The following is a 15,122-nucleotide window of genomic DNA, read 5'->3' as shown; positions in this document are numbered from 1 at the left end:
TGGCTCAAGGTGATCGTTGCGTGTCAGGCGACGGGATGACCACCCAGCTCGGGTTTTGGTTCAAAGCCTTGCGCTGCGCGCTTAGCTCACTGCGTTTGCCAGTGCTTTGGCGTCTTCTTCGCCGAACGTTTCTTCCAGTTGCTCGGGGGAGTAGTCGAGGTCGATCTGGCCCACCGGAACGCCCCGTGCCGATTCGATGGCGCCTAGGCGGCGTTGTGCCCGGTCGGCCGCGTACTCGATGAACTCCTGCGGGTCGTTGTCGAACGGGCGCGGTTCTTCGAACTGGTCCTGCACCCATTGGATCATCCCGAGCGCGTGCGGCAGCAGTTCGCCCATGCGCTGCTGGACCGCGTCCCACAGGGAATCGTCGGCCGCGATGTGTCGTCGGCAGGTGAAGGTGCCCCACGCCATGTGGCGACGTTCGTCGTCGCCGATGTGTTTCACCAGTTGCTGCATGCCGGGCAGGATGCCGCGCGTGGTGCAGACCTTTTGCCACGCGTAGTAGCCCGTCAGCGCCAGGCTGCCTTCGATCACGTGGTTGTAGGTGACGCTCGCGCGGATCTGGTTCAGCGGGCTCGGGTCGTGCTCCAGCACGGCGAGCGACTCCGGCAGTTCCTCGTAGAACAGCTTGCGGTAGTGCGGGTTCTCACTCACGTACGAGGTCAGGTCCTCCGTCAGCCCCACCGCGTCCATCCACCGGCGGAAGACCTCCGTGTGCTTGGCCTCCTCGAAGCAGAACTGGGTCAGGTACATCTCGTCGCCGAACCGGCCCTCGGCGGCCATCGCCTTCATGAACGGCTGGATGTCCTCCGTCACCGCCTCCTCGCCGGCGATGAACTGCGCGCACAGGTACGTCGACGACCGGCGCTCCTCGTCGGTGAGGGTCTGCCAGTCCTCGGCGTCCTTGCTGAAGTCGATGTCGGCCGGGTTCCAGAACTTCCGGTTCCCCTTCACGAACAGGCGCAACGGGAACGAATCCCAGTTCAGCCCGCCCCGGCGCAGCGAGGCGAATCCGGTGCGGTGCGCGGGCAGGGTTCCAGTCATGTCGCTCACTCCATTGTGGACGAGTAGTGGGTGATGGCCGGTGCGAGCGCGGCGCAGACCAGGTCGGCCGCCTCGGCCGCGGAATGGGTCGGCAGCACCAGGTGGCTCAACGAGAGCCGCACCGCGGTCTCGGCGAGCAGGTTCGCGGCCTCGGTGCTGAGGGTGGGCAGGAACTGGCGGTAGTGCGTCGCGGCGGTGGCCATCGCCGCGGACAGCACCGGCTCACCCCGGGTGGTGAGCAGCGGCAGCAGGTCCTCGCCCTGGGGCGTGCCCAGCGCGGAGGCGACCAGGCGGTTCTCCCTGGCGTGTTCGATCGTGTAGGTGACGGCGCCCCGGATGCCGGTCAGCAGATCGGGCGCCGACGCGAACCGCTGGTGGATGCCGTCCAGGAACTCGCCCGTGGTGCGCAGGACGACCGCCTGCACGAGCGCGTTCTTGTTGCCGAACTCGTTGTAGACCGTCTGACGGCTGACCCCCGCCGCCGACGCCACGTCCGCCATCCGCAGGGCCGCGTAGCCCCGCGCCGCCAGGATGTCGGCCGCAGCGTCGAGCAGGGTCTCCCGGAGCGAAGTCCTGGTCCGCTCCACGAACGAGTCGGTGATCTCAGTCACAAGAACAGCTTGACACACGTTGTTCTGGTGTCAAGGAAGTTGACCCGAACGGCGTCAATGTAAAGCGCTTGTGAGACGCGGCCCGGAACTGTCGGTGGGTCCGGCTACCGTGGCTGTCGTGGGAACAGCCGTCGGATTCGACCTGGACATGACGCTCATCGATCCACGGCCGGGCATGGTCGCGGTGATGAACGCGCTCGGCGAGGAGGCGGGCCTGCCGCTGGACGGTGAGCACTTCGCCGCCAACCTCGGCCCGCCGCTGGACATGGTGCTGCGTGACTTCGGCGCGCCCGAAGAACGCATCGGCGCGCTCGTCGACCGGTTCCGCCAGCTGTACCCGGAGATCGTGATCCCGGAGACCGTCGCCCTGCCCGGCGCGCACGAGGCGCTCGCCGCGGTGCACGAGGCCGGCGGTCGCACGGTCGTCGTCACCGGCAAGTACGGCCCGAACGCGGCGCTGCACGTGAAGGCGCTCGGCCTCGCCGTCGACGTGCTCGTGGGCGAGCTGTGGTCGGACGGCAAGGCGGTGGCGCTGCGCGAGCACGGCGCGACGATCTACGCCGGTGATCATCTGGGTGACGTGCGGGGTGCGCTGGCGGCCGGTGCGGTGCCGGTGGGTGTGACGACGGGCCCCTGCACCCGCGACGAGTTGCTGGAGGCGGGGGCCGAGGTGGTCTTCGAGAGCCTGGCGGAGTTCCCGGCCTGGCTCAGCCGGCAGCCGCTTTCCGGTGCTCGCGAACCAGTGAGATGAGCGACAGGGCGATGCCGAGGGGAGTGGCCACCCCGGCGACGGCGCTCAGCCACACCGGGAGGTCCCGCAGGCCGAACGCGAACAGGACGAACACAGCCAGCACGGCCAGCACGCCGACGGCGAACACACCGATCCCGAGCCGCATGAGGAACGGCTTGCGCGGGGAAGTCTTGGCCGGAGTATCCATGGCACAAGGTTAGAACCCATATCTTCTTCACCGGAGGGCGCATACCGGGATAGGCTGGCGGATACGCGTCCTGGGTACGCCCAGGGCGCGTTCGTCGTGCAGGGCGGTCACGTGCCGCCGGTACGCGAGATGACTTACTCAGAGCGAAGGAACGGTGAGGGCAGTGCCGACCGGCAAGGTCAAGTGGTACGACGCGGAGAAGGGGTTCGGTTTCGTCACCCAGGACGGCGGCCAGGACGTCTACATCCGCAAGACCGCGCTCCCCCAAGGGGTCGAGGCACTCAAGGCAGGCCAGCGGCTGGAGTTCGGCGTAGCCGACGGCCGTCGTGGCCCGCAGGCCCTGTCCGTTCGGCTGATCGACAGCCTGCCCTCGGTCGCCGAAGCGCGCCGCCGCCCGGCGGAGGAGCTGCACGGCCTGATCGAGGACATGATCAAGCTGCTCGAGATGAAGGTGCAGCCGGACCTGCGCCGCGGCCGCTACCCCGACCGCAAGAACACCAAGCGGATCGCGGAAGTGATGCGCGCGGTGGCCCGCGACCTCGACCCGTAAGCCGGGTCACAGAGGGAGCCGCCGGCCACCACACAACCGCACCCGGCCACGCAAGCTGCTCACCTCACGAGCCACCCCTCTCCCGCAACCCGATCCCCAGCCAAATCGGTTGCCGAGCCACCGGGTCAAGGCACGCTTTCCCGCCTTGACCCGGTGTCTCGGCAACCGAACACTGAAAGATCGGGTTCGGGAGGGGCAGATCCGGGCGTAGCGAAGCGAAGCCCGACGCCCTAAACACCCGCGTAGCGGGCCCTACGAACCCGGCTCAACCTGAAGAGACCAGAAAGCCCGCGCCACCAACTGCGGATTCCCGTTCTCGTCCAGGATCGGATTCCCAGCCTGATCAGCCGCATACGCAGCCCCGAGCTGCTGCACCTCGACCACCACCAGCTGGTCGTCCGGCGCGGCTCCGGTGGCCGTGTAGGCCAGCTTGTCCCCGGGCGAGAAGAACTGCTGCTTCACCGGCTGCAGTTCGCCCTTGGCGTTGGCGTACTGGACGTTCACCAGCCAGGGCGTGTCGCCGATCTCGGAGGGCACGGAGATCTGCACCGGCTTGCCCGGGCGCACCTTCAGCCTCACGGCGGCGTCCGGGTTCTCCGAGCACGACTTCAACAGCGCGTCGCAGTTCACGATCGGCTCGGCGTTGACCGTGTGGCCGTCGCCGAAGAACGTGACCTCGGGCGGGCCGACCGTGGCGGAGCACCCGGTCAGCGCCAGCGCCCCGGCCGACAGCAACAGCAAAGTTCGCCGCATGCCGGAAACCCTACGGGTCGGCTCACTGCACGCGCGGAGCGGCCCCGTTGCCGGTCCGCGCCGGCCTGCGGTCCCGCCTGCTGCCCAGCCCCGGCAGGAGCGACGAGCCCCGCTCCAGCAGGAACGTCTGCGCCAGCCCCACCGCCAGCAGGATCGACACCACCAGGAACCCGATCCAGTACGTCGGCGGCAGCAGCAGCCCGATCGCGCCGCCGAACACCCACGCCAGCTGCAGCACCGTCTCCGACCGGCCGAACGCCGACGCCCGCGACTCCTCCGGCAGGTCGCGCTGGATCACCGCGTCGAGGCTGATCTTCGCCAGCGCGCTGGCCGTCGCGCCGACGAGACCGACGATCGCGGCCGTGACGATCCCGGCCATGACCGCCGCGAGGATCGTCGAGGCCAGCGCCGCGCCCACGCAGCCGAGGACGACCTGGCTGGGGTGCCCGAAACTCAGCCGCGACCCCAGCGCGTTGCCGACGAACCCGCCGACCCCGGCCGCGCCGCCGATCAGGCCGAGCAGCAGCAGCTGCATGAACGGGGTCTGCCCGGTCTGTTCCGCCTGCGCTTTCACCGCGAAGGCGGCGAACATCATCAGGAACCCGGTGAGGATGCGGATGGTCCCGTTGCCCCACAGGGCGAGCACCACGTCGCTGCCGAGCGGCTGTCGTTTCTTCTTCTTCGCCGGGTGGGCCTTGAGCGTCGCCGGGACCTCGCCCTCGGTCACCTCGACCCACGCCGGGATCCGCATCGCCTGCACGGCGCCCGCCGCGCAGATCAACGCGGTGAACCACAGGGCGCCCGCGGACCCGAACAGCGCGTTAACGCCGGAGGCGATGGCGCCGAACACACCACCCGCCGCGAGCCCGAACACCGTCAGCCGCGCGTTGGTCTTGGACAACGTGATGTCCGGCGGCACCACCCGCGGGGTGACCGCCGACTTCAGCACCGTGAACGACTTGGACAGCACCATCTTCCCGAGCGCGGCGGGGTAGAGGCCCCAGTCGTTGAAGTGCAGCGCCATCAGCACGGCCATCAGCACCTGGCCGACCGAGGTGAGGCACATCGCCAGCCTGCGGCCGCGCTGGATCCGGTCCAGCAGCGGGCCGATGACCGGCGCGACGAGCGCGAACGGCGCGATGGTGATCAGCAGGTACAGCGCGACCTTGCCGCGGCCCTCGCCGCTGGTGGCCGCGAAGAACAGGGTGTTGGCCAGCGCGATGGCCATCGCCGCGTCGCTGGCGTAGTTCAGCATCACCGCGTACGTCAGTGAGGTGAGGCCGGACTTGTCGGCGCCGTCGGCCTTCGTCGCGCGCTGGAACATGCCGACCGCGCGGCCGCCCAGCTCGCGGCTGCGCAGCGCGGCGACGCGGGTGACGGTCAGCTTCTTCGGCATCCGGGGCAGCGGCCCGGCGGTCGCCTCCGTGCGGTGCTCCGCGGCCGGCTCCGGCTCTGGGCGCGCGCTGTTGTCCGCGTACCCGTCGGTGTTGTAGTGCTCGTAGAGCGGCTCGGTGCGGCGGGGCGGCGGCTCGCTGTGCCACGGCCGCTGCTGCGGCGGCGGGCCCTGTCGCGGCGGGTACGGCCGCGCGCCACGCGGCGGTGGCGGCGGGGGTGTGCGCCCGCCTGCCGGGAACGCGCTCGTCGGCGCCTCGTCCGCGTTCGGCACCGCGGCCGACTCCGGGTAGAAGCGCCCCTGGGCGCGCCACGGCTGCCCGGCACCCGGTGCCGGTGTCCACTTCCGTTTGCGCCCCACACGTCAATCTTGCCGTATTCCTGGGCCGACGCGCTCGGTGATCAGGAAGCGGGCACGAATTTCACCCGGAACATCACCGGCCAGAGCTTCCCGGTGATCAGGAACTCGTCCGTGCCGGGGACCGCGGCGATGCCGTTGAGCACGTCCGCGGCCGATGCCTGGGCCGGGGTGAGCAGCCCGGCCGCGGTGATCTGCCCGGTCACCTCGCCGGTCGCCGGGTCGATCCGCAGGATCCGGTCGGTCTGCCACACGTTCGCGTACACCGCGCCGCCGGCGCACTCCAGCTCGTTGAGCTGCGAAAAGGTCTGCTCGCCGTAGTGCACGGTGACCTCGCCGGTCACCGCGAACGTCGCCGGGTCGCGGAAGGTGAGCCGGTCGGAGCCGTCGCTCATCACCAGACGGCCGCCGTCGTGGCACAGCCCCCAGCCCTCGCCGTCGTAGGGCACCCGCCGCAGCTCGGCGAGCGTCCGCGCGTCCCGCTCGATCGCGACGCCGTTCTGCCAGGTCAGCTGCCACAGGGTCGGCCCGGTGACGGTGATGCCCTCGCCGAACAGCGGCGCGGGCAGGTCCACGCGCGTGGTGGGCGGCTGCCCGGGCGCGCCCGCCCGCACGGACGACTGCCCGACCAGCCCGGTGCCCTCGTACAGGGTGGCGCCGGAGAACTCGAGGCCCTGCGTGAACGCCGCCGGATCGTGCGGCAGCGTCTCCAGCACTTGCACCGTGAGCTGCGGAACCGCAGCCGGCGCGGGCGGTGCGGCCGCCGCGCAGCCCGCGAGCGCGACGACCGTGGCGAGGGTCAAGGTGATCAGGGTGCGCACGCCTCCACCCTGACACGGCGGCCGGAGGCGCGCGGGGCACAATTGGGGTATGACGCTGCTGCTCACCCTGGACGACGGCTCCGTGGAGCGCGCTCTCGCCGAGGCAGTCGACCTCGCGCGCGAGGCCGCGGTCGAAGAGGCGGGGGCCGAGCAGGTCGGGGCGCACGTCGGCGTGTCGCGTGAGGACGCGGTGTCGGCGAGCCACCTCTTCGAGGCCAACGTGCCCGGCTACCGCGGCTGGCGCTGGTCGGTGATCGTCGCGAGCGCGGGCGCGGACGCCCCGGTGACGGTCAGCGAGGTCGTGCTCGTGCCGGGCCCGGACGCCCTGATCGCCCCGCAGTGGGTGCCGTGGGAGCGCCGCGTGCGGGCGGGCGACCTCGGCGTCGGCGACATCCTCCCGCCGGACAAGGACGACCCGCGACTGGTCCCGGCGTATCTCCAGTCCGACGACCCGGCGGTCGAGGAGGTCGCGCACGAGGCCGGGCTCGGCCGGGTGCACGTCCTGTCCCGCTTCGGCCGCGAGGAGGCCGCCACCCGGTGGCACCGCGGCGAGTTCGGGCCGCGGTCGGACATGGCGCGCAGCGCGCCGGCCCACTGCGGCACGTGCGGCTTCTACCTCCCGCTGGCCGGTTCGCTGCGCGCCGCCTTCGGGGTGTGCGGCAACGAGATCGCCCCGGCGGACGGCAACGTCGTGCACGCCGAGTACGGCTGCGGCGCGCACTCCGAGGTCGAGGTCGAGGTGACCTCGTCGGTGCCGGTCGCCGAGCTGGTCTACGACGACTCGCTGCTGGACATGGAGCCGGTCGAGGAGCCGAAGACCGAGACGGGCGCGACCCCGGACGCCGAGACGGTGAGTGAGTCAGCTGAGTGATCCGTTCGGCACCGAGGCGCTGCGGGCCTCGGTGCTGCGGGCCTGGCGGGACTCGCCGACCCGGTTCACCGAAGACACCAACGCCGAGACCGACCTGCGGGTCGGCGGCTACCGCGACCGGCTGTTCGTCGAGCTGGCGCAGAACGCGGCCGACGCCGCCGCGCTCGCCGGCACTCCCGGCACGCTGCGGGTGTCCGTGGCAGGCGACGAGCTCCGCGTCGCCAACACCGGCGCGCCGCTCGATGCCGCCGGCGTGGCGTCGCTGGCTTCGCTGCGGGCGTCGGCCAAGCAGGGCGACACCGTGGGCCAGTTCGGCGTCGGTTTCGCGGCGGTGCTCGCGGTCAGCAGCGAACCGCGGGTGATCTCGCGGACCGGCGGCGTCGCGTTCTCCGAGTCCCGCACCAGGGAGGTCGCCGGGCGCGACGGCGCGGTGCCGGTGCTGCGCCTGCCGTGGCCGGTGGACGAGGACCTGCCCGACGGCTTCGACACCGAGGTCCGGCTGCCCCTGCGCGAGGGCGTGGACGCGGACGAGCTGCTGGCCCGCCTGCGGGACGAAGCCGAGGACCTGCTGCTGTCCCTGCCCTGGCTGGCCCGGATCGAGGCGCCCGGCGCGGAGTGGGCGCGGTCCGAAGTGGATGGTGTGGTGGAGCTGTCCACCCCGTCCGGGACGGTCCGCTGGCTGACCAGGGTCGGCGAGAACGTGGTGTGGGCGAAGCCGGTCGACGGGCGCCTGACCGAGGACGTGCTGCACGCGCCGACGCCCACCGACGAGCGGCTGTCGTTGCCTGCCCGGCTGATCGCGACGGTGCCGCTGGAGCCGTCCCGCCGCCGGGTGCTGCCCGGCGCCGACGAGGCGCTCGCCGCGGCCGCCCGCGAGTACCCGGCCCTGGTGCGCGAGCTCGCGCCGGAGGAACGCCTGGACCTGGTGCCGGAAGCGGGTTTCCCGCTGTCCGAAGTGGACGGCAAGCTGCGTGAGCTGGTCGGCAGGCAGCTCGCGACGCAGGCGTGGCTGCCCGCGGCCGATGGCGACGACCTCGTGCCGTCGAGTGCCCGGGTGCTGTCGGTCGAGTCCCCGCGGCTGCTGGAGCTGCTCGCCGGTGTCGTGCCCGGGCTCGCCGGGATCAGCGGCTACGAGCCTGCGCAGCTCCTCGCGACGGTCGACGCCGACCGGCTCGACGTCGCCGACCTGGTCGACCTGCTGATCGGCGTGGACCGGGACCCGGAGTGGTGGCGCTCGCTGTACGACGCCGTCTTGCCGCTGCTGGACAACCACGAGGTGACCGCGGACGAGCTGGGCGCGTTGCCGGTGCCGCTGGCGGACGGGCGCACGCTGCCCGGTCCGCGCGGCGCGTTGCTGCTCGGCGCGTCCGAGCTTCTCGACCTGCTCGCCGACGCCGACGTGGGCGGGCTGCGGCTGGTCCACCCGGAGGCGGCGCACCCGTTGCTGGAGCGCCTCGGCGCGAAGCAGGCGGAGGCGGCGGACCTGCTCGACGCGCCCGCGCTGCGCGAGGCGATCGACCGCAGCGTGGCCGACGCCGAGTCCGGTTTGGACACCCGTCCGCTCGCGGAAGCCGTGCTACGACTGGTTTCCGACACCTCCGCGGAGGGGCTGGGCGCGCTCGCGTTGCCGTCGGCGGACGGCTGGCGGCGCGCCGACGAGCTGGTGCTGCCGAACTCGCCGCTGCGCGAGGTCTTCGACCCCGAGGTGTTCGAAGAGGACGGTCCGTTCTCCGTGCTGGACGCGGAGTTCGCTGAGCAGTGGCCGACCAGGGTGCTCACCGAACTCGGGGTGCTCGACGAGTTCCTGGTGGCGCCGAACGAGGACGAGCAGCCGGAGATCCGCGACCTCGACCTCGTCGCCGACGACGCCTGGCCGCAGGCGCTGCGGCTGATCGCCGGGCAGCGCGAGACCTGGCAGGCGCTGACGATGCCGGACAGCCCGTCCGCGGCGTGGCTGGAGCGCAACGCGCTGCTGGCCGGCCGCGCGCCCGCCGAGTGGCGGCTGCCGGACGCGGCGAGCCTGACCGGCCTGTACGACCCGGTGCCCGACGTCGGGGTGCGCGCGGACGTGCTGGCCGCCGCCGGGGTCCGGTCGGAACTGGCCGTGCGCAACCTCGACGACGCGGCCGACCTGCTCGACCGGCTCGGCGACTCGGACCGCGAGGTCCCGCCGGGCCTGATCCTGCGGGCGCACGCCGTGCTGGCCGCCGCGGACCTGGAGTGGGCCGAGCTGGACGCGCCGGAGCGGGTGCGCACGGTCGACGGGTCCGTGGTCGACGCCGAGCGCACCGCGGTGCTGGACTTGCCGTGGCTGGGTGCGGTGTGGGCGCCGGAACGCCTGGTCGCCGCCTCGCCGGGCGCGGACGTCGCCGCGCTGGCCGAGCTGCTGGACATCCCGCTGCTGTCCGAGCACGCCGACGCCCGGGTCAGCAGCGACGGCGAGTTCGTGCCGTGGGCGGAGATGACCGCGCTGGTCCTGGCCGCGGAGCTGCTGGACATCCCGCTGCCCGAGGGCGGGCTCGTGGTGCACGACGAGTTGACCGTCGAGGTCGACGGAGTCAAGCGCGCCACGCCGTGGTGGGTCGAAAGTGGGACGTTTCACGGGGAACATCACGCGGAGGACTCACCCGAAGGGCTGGCCCGCGCGTTCGCCTGGGCGGCAGGCCGCTGGTCCGATCGCCACCTGGTGGAAGCCGTGCTGAACGACCCCGCGACGACGACCTACCTGCTCTAGAGACCGGTCTGGGCGCTGCGCGAGCCGTGGCGGCGCGCCCAGCGCTGCCAGCTCATGATGCCCATCCCCATCAGCCCGAGCACCCCGCCGGACAGGCAGGTCCACATCCACACGTCCGCCGGGCCGCCGACGTCGAACAGGCGCAGCGCGCCCAGCACGGCGAACCCGGTGAACCACACGAGTGTGCCGACCACGACGACCGGGTAGAGCACCACCAGCCGCTCGGGTAACTCGGGCACCGGAAGCAACGGACGTTTAACATCCCCGGCGTTGATCGGATCGGCCACGTCAGGAAGGCTACCCGCGGGTCATCCCAGTGGCACCAGGTAAGGCAGGTTGCATGGCTGTGCAGGGCGGCAGGACCGGGCTCGACCGGTTCTTCAAGATCACCGAGCGCGGGTCGACCGTCGGCCGCGAGGTGCGCGGCGGGCTGGTCACCTTCGTCACGATGGCCTACATCGTGGTGCTCAACCCGCTGATCATCGGCAGCTTCTCGGCCCAGGACGCGGGCGCCCACAAGGACCTGTTCGGCAACATCCTGCCGGTCCCGCAGGTGGCGGCCGTGACCGCGCTGATCGCGGGCGTCATGACGATTTTGATGGGCGTCGTGGCGAACTACCCGTTCGCGATGGCCACCGGGCTCGGCATCAACTCGCTGATCGCGGTCAGCGTCGCGCCGCAGATGAGCTGGCCCGCGGCGATGGGCCTGGTGCTGCTCAACGGCCTGATCATCCTGGTGCTGGTGCTCACCGGCGTCCGCACGATGGTGTTCCGCGCCGTGCCGCCCGCGCTGAAGGCCGCGATCGCGGTCGGCATCGGCCTGTTCATCACGCTGATCGGCCTGGTGGACGCCGGTTTCGTGCGGCGAATCCCGGACGCGGCGAACACCACCGTCCCGGTCGGGCTGGGCATCGGGGGGTCGATCGCGAGCTGGCCGACGCTGGTGTTCGTGATCGGGCTGCTGATCACCGGTGTCCTGGTGGCGCGGCGGGTCCGCGGCGCGATCCTCATCGGCGTCCTGGTCACGACCGTGATCGCGATCATCCTGGAGGCGATCGTCAACGCCGGCCCGGCGGGCGGAACCAACCCGAAGGGCTGGAACCTCGGATACCCGGCGCTGCCCGACCAGATCGCCGGCCTGCCGGACCTCTCGCTGCTGGGCAAGGTGAACTTCGACGCGTGGGTGCAGGTCCCGGCCATCACCGCCGCGCTGATCGTGTTCACCCTGATCCTGACCGACTTCTTCGACACCATCGGCACGATGACCGGCCTCGGCAAGGAGGCCGGTCTGCTGGACCGCGACGGCGAGCTGCCCAACACCGGCAAGGCCCTGTTCGTGGACAGCCTCGGCGCGGTCGCCGGCGGTGTCGGCTCGTCCAGCTCCAACACCGTGTTCGTGGAGTCGGCGTCGGGCATCGCCGAGGGCGCGCGGACCGGGCTGGCCAACGTGGTCACCGGGCTGCTGTTCCTCGCCGCCATGTTCTTCACGCCGCTGTACGAGGTGATCCCGGTCGAGGCCGCGGCGCCCGCGCTGGTGGTCGTCGGCGCGCTGATGATCAGCCAGGTGCGGGAGATCGACTTCACCGACTTCAAGATCGCGCTGCCCGCGTTCCTGACGATCGTCGTCATGCCGTTCACCTACTCGATCACCAACGGGATCGGCGTCGGGTTCATCTCCTACGTCGTGATCCAGGCGGTGACCGGCGGGGCGCGCAAGGTGCACCCGCTGCTGTGGGTCATCGCCGTGGCGTTCGTGGCCTACTTCGCGGTCGGGCCGATCCAGGACGCGATCGGCTGAGTCACTCCGCCACGAGCCGCTCGACCGCGGCCGCGATCAGCTCGTCCCGCTCGGCTTCGCCATAGACGTCCGGCAGTGTGAGCTGCTCGACGATCATCCAGCTGAGGGTGAGGATCAGCAGCCGCACCGCGGTCGCGTCGCCGGGCAGCCCGGACTGCTCGTGGTAGGTCACGTTCGCGTCGACGTCGGCGCGCACGCGCTCGGTCAGCAGCTTGCGCAGCTCGGGGCGGCGGGTGGCTTCCAGGCGTAGTTCGAGCAGCGCGAGGTAGCCGCTGGGGAACGCGCTGATCCGTGCCACGAGTTCGCGCATGAGCTGGGTGTAGGTCGCCCGGTCCCGCGGCGCCGTCCGCTGCCGCTCGATCGTCGCGGCGTCCGGCTCCATGCGCTCGTAGAACCGCTGGGCGATCTGGTACAGCAGGTCGTCGCGGTTGGCGAAGTAGTTCGAGGCCGTGCCGGCAGGCACCGCGGCTTCTTTGTCGACGGCGCGGAACGTCAGCCCGCGTGCGCCCTCGGCGGCCAGCACCTCGATCGCGGCGTCCAGCAGGGCCGCCCGCCGCTCCTCGTTCCTGCGAACCATTTGACACCACTCCAGTTGTAGTACTACGGTCGAACCACTACAGCCAGAGTACTACGGATGGAGCACTTCATGCGAGAGCTGGTCTACTACATCGCGGTCACCATCGACGGCCGGATCTCGGGTCCCGGCGGCGAGTACGACTTCTACCCGCAGGGCGACGAGGGGCAGGCCGCCGCGTACAGCGCGTGGATGAACGAGCGGTTCCCGGAGACCGTTCCGACGATGATGAGAGCCGCGTTCGGCCTGGAGGGCGCGCCCAACCGGCAGTTCGACACGGTCGTGATGGGACTCGGGGCCTACCGTCCCGGCTTGGATCTCGGGTTCACCAGCCCCTACGCGCACTTGCGCCAGTACGTCGTGTCGAGCACGCTCGGCCCCTCCCCGGACCCTGCGGTCACGGTGGTCGCCGGCGACCCGCTCGGCCTGGTCCGCTCGCTCAAGCAGGAGGAGGGCAAGGACATCTGGCTCTGTGGTGGCGGCAAGCTGGCCGGGGCGGTGTGGCCGGAGGTGGACCGGCTGGTGGTCAAGAGCTACCCCGTGGTCGCCGGGGACGGGATCCCCATGGTCGACGGCAAGTTCGACCCGACGGTCTTCGCGGTCACCGAGCGGAAGTCGTTCGACAACGGCGTGGTGGTCACCTGGTTCGACCGTCGCCGGTGATGCGATCGATTTCACCCGCGGGGTCGATTGATCGTAAGGTATGCTAACTATGTGTCCGATATGCGGGAGCCTGCCCTGGCGAGCCGGTTGCGGCTCGCGGTGGTGCGGCTGAACCGCAAGCTCCGGGCGCAGCGCACCGACGAGAACGTCTCGCTCACGCAGCTGGCGGCGTTGTCCACGCTGCACAAGTGCGGACCGCTCACGCCGGGCAAGCTCGCGGCGAAGGAAGGCGTCCAGCCGCCGTCGATGACCCGGGTCATCGCGGCGCTGGAGGACTTCGGGTTCGTCGAGCGGAGCCCGCACCCGACGGACGGGCGGCAGTCGATCGTCGCACTGACCGAGCGGGGACTGGCGTTCGTCGGGGAGACGATCTCGGTGCGCGAGGCCTGGCTGGACCGGAAGCTGGCAGAACTGAGCGGCGAGGAGCGGGAAGTGCTCGCCCGCGCCGCCGAGATCATCGACAGGATGGCGGGGAACGAATAACGGTGGGCTTCAACACGGGTACTGACGGACAGTCCGAACTGACGAACACAGGTACCCGGGGCCAGGCGCCACCCGCCGACCGCGCCGCCTGCACCGCGCCGTCCGGCCGGATGCGGCCCAAGTCCGCCGCCGCTGCGGCCCCGGAATCCACTGAGCCCGCGGAGCCCGAGGAGAAGGCGCAGCCGAAGGCGAGCATGTTCGCCTCGCTGCGGGTGCCCAACTACCGGCTGTTCTTCTCCGGCCAGATCATCTCCAACGTCGGCACCTGGATGCAGCGCATCGCCCAGGACTGGCTCGTGTTCGAGCTGTCCGGGAACAACCCGGTGGCGCTGGGGATCGCGGTGGCGCTGCAGTTCCTGCCGACGCTCATGCTGTCCCTGTGGGCCGGTGTCCTCGCCGACCGGGTGGACAAGCGCAAGCTGTGCATCGCGATCCAGAGCGGCATCGGCGTGCAGGCGCTGGTGCTCGGGCTGCTCGACGTGTCCGGTGTGGTGACGCTGTGGCAGGTCTACCTCCTGTGCTTCGTGCTCGGCATCTTCAGCTCGCTGGACGTGCCGGCGCGGCAGTCGTTCGTCGCGGAGATGGTGGGGCGCAAGCAGATCACCAACGCGGTCGCGTTGAACTCGTCGGTGTTCAACATGGCCCGGATCGTCGGGCCCGCCATCGCCGGGTTCGCGATCACGTGGGTCGGCACCGGCTGGATGTTCCTGGCGAACGCGGTCAGCACGCTGGCCGTGATCACTGGGTTGCTTCTGATGGACCCGGACAAGCTGTTCCGCGGCCCGGCCGTCGCGCGGGCCAAGGGGCAGCTGCGCGAGGGGCTGGCCTACGTGCGCGGGCGGTCGGACCTGGTTTCGCTGATGGTGCTGGTGTTCTTCGTCAGCACCTTCGGCATCACGTTCTTCACGTCGCTGGCGATCGTGGCCGGCAACGTGTTCGGCACGCAGGCCGACGGGTACGGGCTGCTGTCCACGCTGCTCGCGGTGGGGACGTTCACGGGTTCGCTGATGGCCGCCCGGCGCGGGGCGCGGGGCCGTCCGCGCGTGCGGCTGCTGCTGATCGCGGCGTTCAGCCTGGGCGCGGTCGAGTTCGTCGCCGGGTTCATGCCGACCTACCTGGCGTTCGGCATCGCGCTGATCCCGCTCGGGTTCGCCACGATCACGTTCCTGAACACGGCGAACTCGCTGGTGCAGACGTCGGTGAGCCCGGAGATGCGCGGCCGCGTCATGGGGCTCTACGTGCTGGTGCTGATCGGCGGGAACCCCGTCGGCGGCCCGATGGTGGGGTGGATGGCCGACACCTTCGGCGGCCGGTCGCCGTTCCTCATCGGCGGCGTGATCTCCGCGGTGGCCGCCGTGGCGTGCGCGGCGGTGCTGGCCCGCCGAGGCGGCATGACGACGCCGGTGCGGCTGGCCGGCCTGCGGGTGCTCAACCCGCGGCGCCGCTCGGACCGGTCGCAGGCCGCCTGACGCGCCGGTGCCCGGGCGTCGCTCGGTGTCGTGACTTGTGACGTGTGTGGGGGCGACCTTCGG

At 71.1% G+C, this 15,122-nt stretch carries 16 protein-coding genes; 8 read left to right on the top strand and 8 right to left on the bottom strand.

The window, feature by feature from the left end:
• Positions 1 to 81: 81 nt before the first annotated feature.
• Both L2C96_RS33065 and L2C96_RS33060 read right to left on the bottom strand, forming a co-directional pair.
• Entirely contained in the window at positions 82 to 1,044 is a 963-nt protein-coding gene (locus L2C96_RS33065; protein WP_020416908.1) for a R2-like ligand-binding oxidase, read from the bottom strand.
• Between the two features lie 5 nt (positions 1,045 to 1,049).
• Entirely contained in the window at positions 1,050 to 1,655 is a 606-nt protein-coding gene (locus L2C96_RS33060) for a TetR/AcrR family transcriptional regulator (RefSeq protein WP_020416907.1), read from the bottom strand.
• Positions 1,656 to 1,773: 118 nt separating this feature from the next.
• On the opposite strand from L2C96_RS33060, the gene L2C96_RS33055 reads away from it, so the two are divergent.
• Complete coding sequence (locus L2C96_RS33055; protein WP_237338985.1) at positions 1,774 to 2,406, top strand: HAD family hydrolase; 633 nt, start codon at positions 1,774 to 1,776, stop codon at positions 2,404 to 2,406.
• Here the strand turns inward: L2C96_RS33055 and L2C96_RS33050 are convergent.
• Positions 2,363 to 2,593: a hypothetical protein gene (locus L2C96_RS33050; RefSeq protein ID WP_017985245.1), complete on the bottom strand. Its 231-nt coding sequence runs from the start codon at positions 2,591 to 2,593 to the stop codon at positions 2,363 to 2,365. The two genes, L2C96_RS33055 and L2C96_RS33050, sit on opposite strands and share 44 nt — an antisense overlap.
• Before the next feature lie 163 nt (positions 2,594 to 2,756).
• Between L2C96_RS33050 and L2C96_RS33045 the strand changes: the two genes are divergently transcribed.
• Positions 2,757 to 3,143 (top strand): cold-shock protein, encoded by a 387-nt coding sequence (locus L2C96_RS33045; protein ID WP_017985244.1) that lies wholly within the window; start codon positions 2,757 to 2,759, stop codon positions 3,141 to 3,143.
• A gap of 252 nt (positions 3,144 to 3,395) precedes the next feature.
• On the opposite strand, the gene L2C96_RS33040 is transcribed toward L2C96_RS33045, so the two are convergent.
• Genes L2C96_RS33040 through L2C96_RS33030 form a run of 3 tightly spaced genes read right to left on the bottom strand, consistent with a single transcriptional unit; the run spans position 3,396 to position 6,467 of the window.
• Positions 3,396 to 3,896 (bottom strand): DUF2771 family protein, encoded by a 501-nt coding sequence (locus L2C96_RS33040; RefSeq protein WP_027935695.1) that lies wholly within the window; start codon positions 3,894 to 3,896, stop codon positions 3,396 to 3,398.
• Positions 3,897 to 3,918: 22 nt separating this feature from the next.
• Complete coding sequence (locus tag L2C96_RS33035) at positions 3,919 to 5,649, bottom strand: MFS transporter (protein ID WP_020416903.1); 1,731 nt, start codon at positions 5,647 to 5,649, stop codon at positions 3,919 to 3,921.
• Between the two features lie 41 nt (positions 5,650 to 5,690).
• Positions 5,691 to 6,467 carry a glutaminyl-peptide cyclotransferase gene (locus L2C96_RS33030; protein WP_020416902.1) on the bottom strand — a complete coding sequence of 259 codons (777 nt, stop codon included), beginning with the start codon at positions 6,465 to 6,467 and terminating at the stop codon, positions 5,691 to 5,693.
• Between the two features lie 49 nt (positions 6,468 to 6,516).
• Between L2C96_RS33030 and L2C96_RS33025 the strand changes: the two genes are divergently transcribed.
• Positions 6,517 to 7,338 carry a DUF3027 domain-containing protein gene (locus L2C96_RS33025; RefSeq protein WP_020416901.1) on the top strand — a complete coding sequence of 274 codons (822 nt, stop codon included), beginning with the start codon at positions 6,517 to 6,519 and terminating at the stop codon, positions 7,336 to 7,338.
• Positions 7,322 to 10,072, top strand: a complete 2,751-nt coding sequence (locus L2C96_RS33020; protein WP_237338984.1) for a sacsin N-terminal ATP-binding-like domain-containing protein — start codon at positions 7,322 to 7,324, stop codon at positions 10,070 to 10,072. Before L2C96_RS33025 ends, L2C96_RS33020 begins: the two co-directional genes overlap by 17 nt.
• On the opposite strand, the gene L2C96_RS33015 is transcribed toward L2C96_RS33020, so the two are convergent.
• Positions 10,069 to 10,311: a DUF2530 domain-containing protein gene (locus L2C96_RS33015; RefSeq protein WP_020416899.1), complete on the bottom strand. Its 243-nt coding sequence runs from the start codon at positions 10,309 to 10,311 to the stop codon at positions 10,069 to 10,071. The genes L2C96_RS33020 and L2C96_RS33015 overlap by 4 nt on opposite strands.
• Positions 10,312 to 10,412: 101 nt before the next feature.
• On the opposite strand from L2C96_RS33015, the gene L2C96_RS33010 reads away from it, so the two are divergent.
• Positions 10,413 to 11,870 carry an NCS2 family permease gene (locus L2C96_RS33010; RefSeq protein WP_237338983.1) on the top strand — a complete coding sequence of 486 codons (1,458 nt, stop codon included), beginning with the start codon at positions 10,413 to 10,415 and terminating at the stop codon, positions 11,868 to 11,870.
• 1 nt (position 11,871) lies between these two features.
• Here L2C96_RS33010 and L2C96_RS33005 read toward each other — a convergent pair whose 3' ends face one another.
• Positions 11,872 to 12,447, bottom strand: a complete 576-nt coding sequence (locus L2C96_RS33005; RefSeq protein WP_020416897.1) for a TetR/AcrR family transcriptional regulator — start codon at positions 12,445 to 12,447, stop codon at positions 11,872 to 11,874.
• A 69-nt stretch (positions 12,448 to 12,516) separates the two neighbouring features.
• On the opposite strand from L2C96_RS33005, the gene L2C96_RS33000 reads away from it, so the two are divergent.
• From L2C96_RS33000 to L2C96_RS32990, 3 genes are all read left to right on the top strand, one after another.
• Positions 12,517 to 13,107 (top strand): dihydrofolate reductase family protein, encoded by a 591-nt coding sequence (locus L2C96_RS33000; RefSeq protein ID WP_237338982.1) that lies wholly within the window; start codon positions 12,517 to 12,519, stop codon positions 13,105 to 13,107.
• A 60-nt stretch (positions 13,108 to 13,167) separates the two neighbouring features.
• Positions 13,168 to 13,590: a MarR family winged helix-turn-helix transcriptional regulator gene (locus L2C96_RS32995; RefSeq protein ID WP_020416895.1), complete on the top strand. Its 423-nt coding sequence runs from the start codon at positions 13,168 to 13,170 to the stop codon at positions 13,588 to 13,590.
• 194 nt (positions 13,591 to 13,784) lie between these two features.
• Positions 13,785 to 15,059: an MFS transporter gene (locus tag L2C96_RS32990; protein ID WP_237338987.1), complete on the top strand. Its 1,275-nt coding sequence runs from the start codon at positions 13,785 to 13,787 to the stop codon at positions 15,057 to 15,059.
• Positions 15,060 to 15,122: the final 63 nt, after the last annotated feature.

The sequence above is a fragment of the Amycolatopsis tucumanensis genome, assembly GCF_021654135.1.
GTDB lineage: Bacteria > Actinomycetota > Actinomycetes > Mycobacteriales > Pseudonocardiaceae > Amycolatopsis_E > Amycolatopsis_E tucumanensis.
The sequence above is the reverse complement of the archived record's forward strand: the minus strand, read 5'-3'. Positions and strand labels throughout refer to the sequence as shown.

What these genes read in the sequence shown, in the direction of transcription:
- L2C96_RS33065 (WP_020416908.1), bottom strand. Translation starts at nt 1,044, where the DNA reads ATGACTGGAACCCTGCCCGCGCACCGCACCGGATTCGCCTCGCTGCGC.
- L2C96_RS33050 (WP_017985245.1), bottom strand. Translation starts at nt 2,593, where the DNA reads ATGGATACTCCGGCCAAGACTTCCCCGCGCAAGCCGTTCCTCATGCGG.
- L2C96_RS33040 (WP_027935695.1), bottom strand. Translation starts at nt 3,896, where the DNA reads ATGCGGCGAACTTTGCTGTTGCTGTCGGCCGGGGCGCTGGCGCTGACC.
- L2C96_RS33025 (WP_020416901.1), top strand. Translation starts at nt 6,517, where the DNA reads ATGACGCTGCTGCTCACCCTGGACGACGGCTCCGTGGAGCGCGCTCTC.
- L2C96_RS33010 (WP_237338983.1), top strand. Translation starts at nt 10,413, where the DNA reads ATGGCTGTGCAGGGCGGCAGGACCGGGCTCGACCGGTTCTTCAAGATC.
- L2C96_RS33005 (WP_020416897.1), bottom strand. Translation starts at nt 12,447, where the DNA reads ATGGTTCGCAGGAACGAGGAGCGGCGGGCGGCCCTGCTGGACGCCGCG.
- L2C96_RS33000 (WP_237338982.1), top strand. Translation starts at nt 12,517, where the DNA reads ATGCGAGAGCTGGTCTACTACATCGCGGTCACCATCGACGGCCGGATC.
- L2C96_RS32995 (WP_020416895.1), top strand. Translation starts at nt 13,168, where the DNA reads ATGCGGGAGCCTGCCCTGGCGAGCCGGTTGCGGCTCGCGGTGGTGCGG.
- L2C96_RS32990 (WP_237338987.1), top strand. Translation starts at nt 13,785, where the DNA reads ATGTTCGCCTCGCTGCGGGTGCCCAACTACCGGCTGTTCTTCTCCGGC.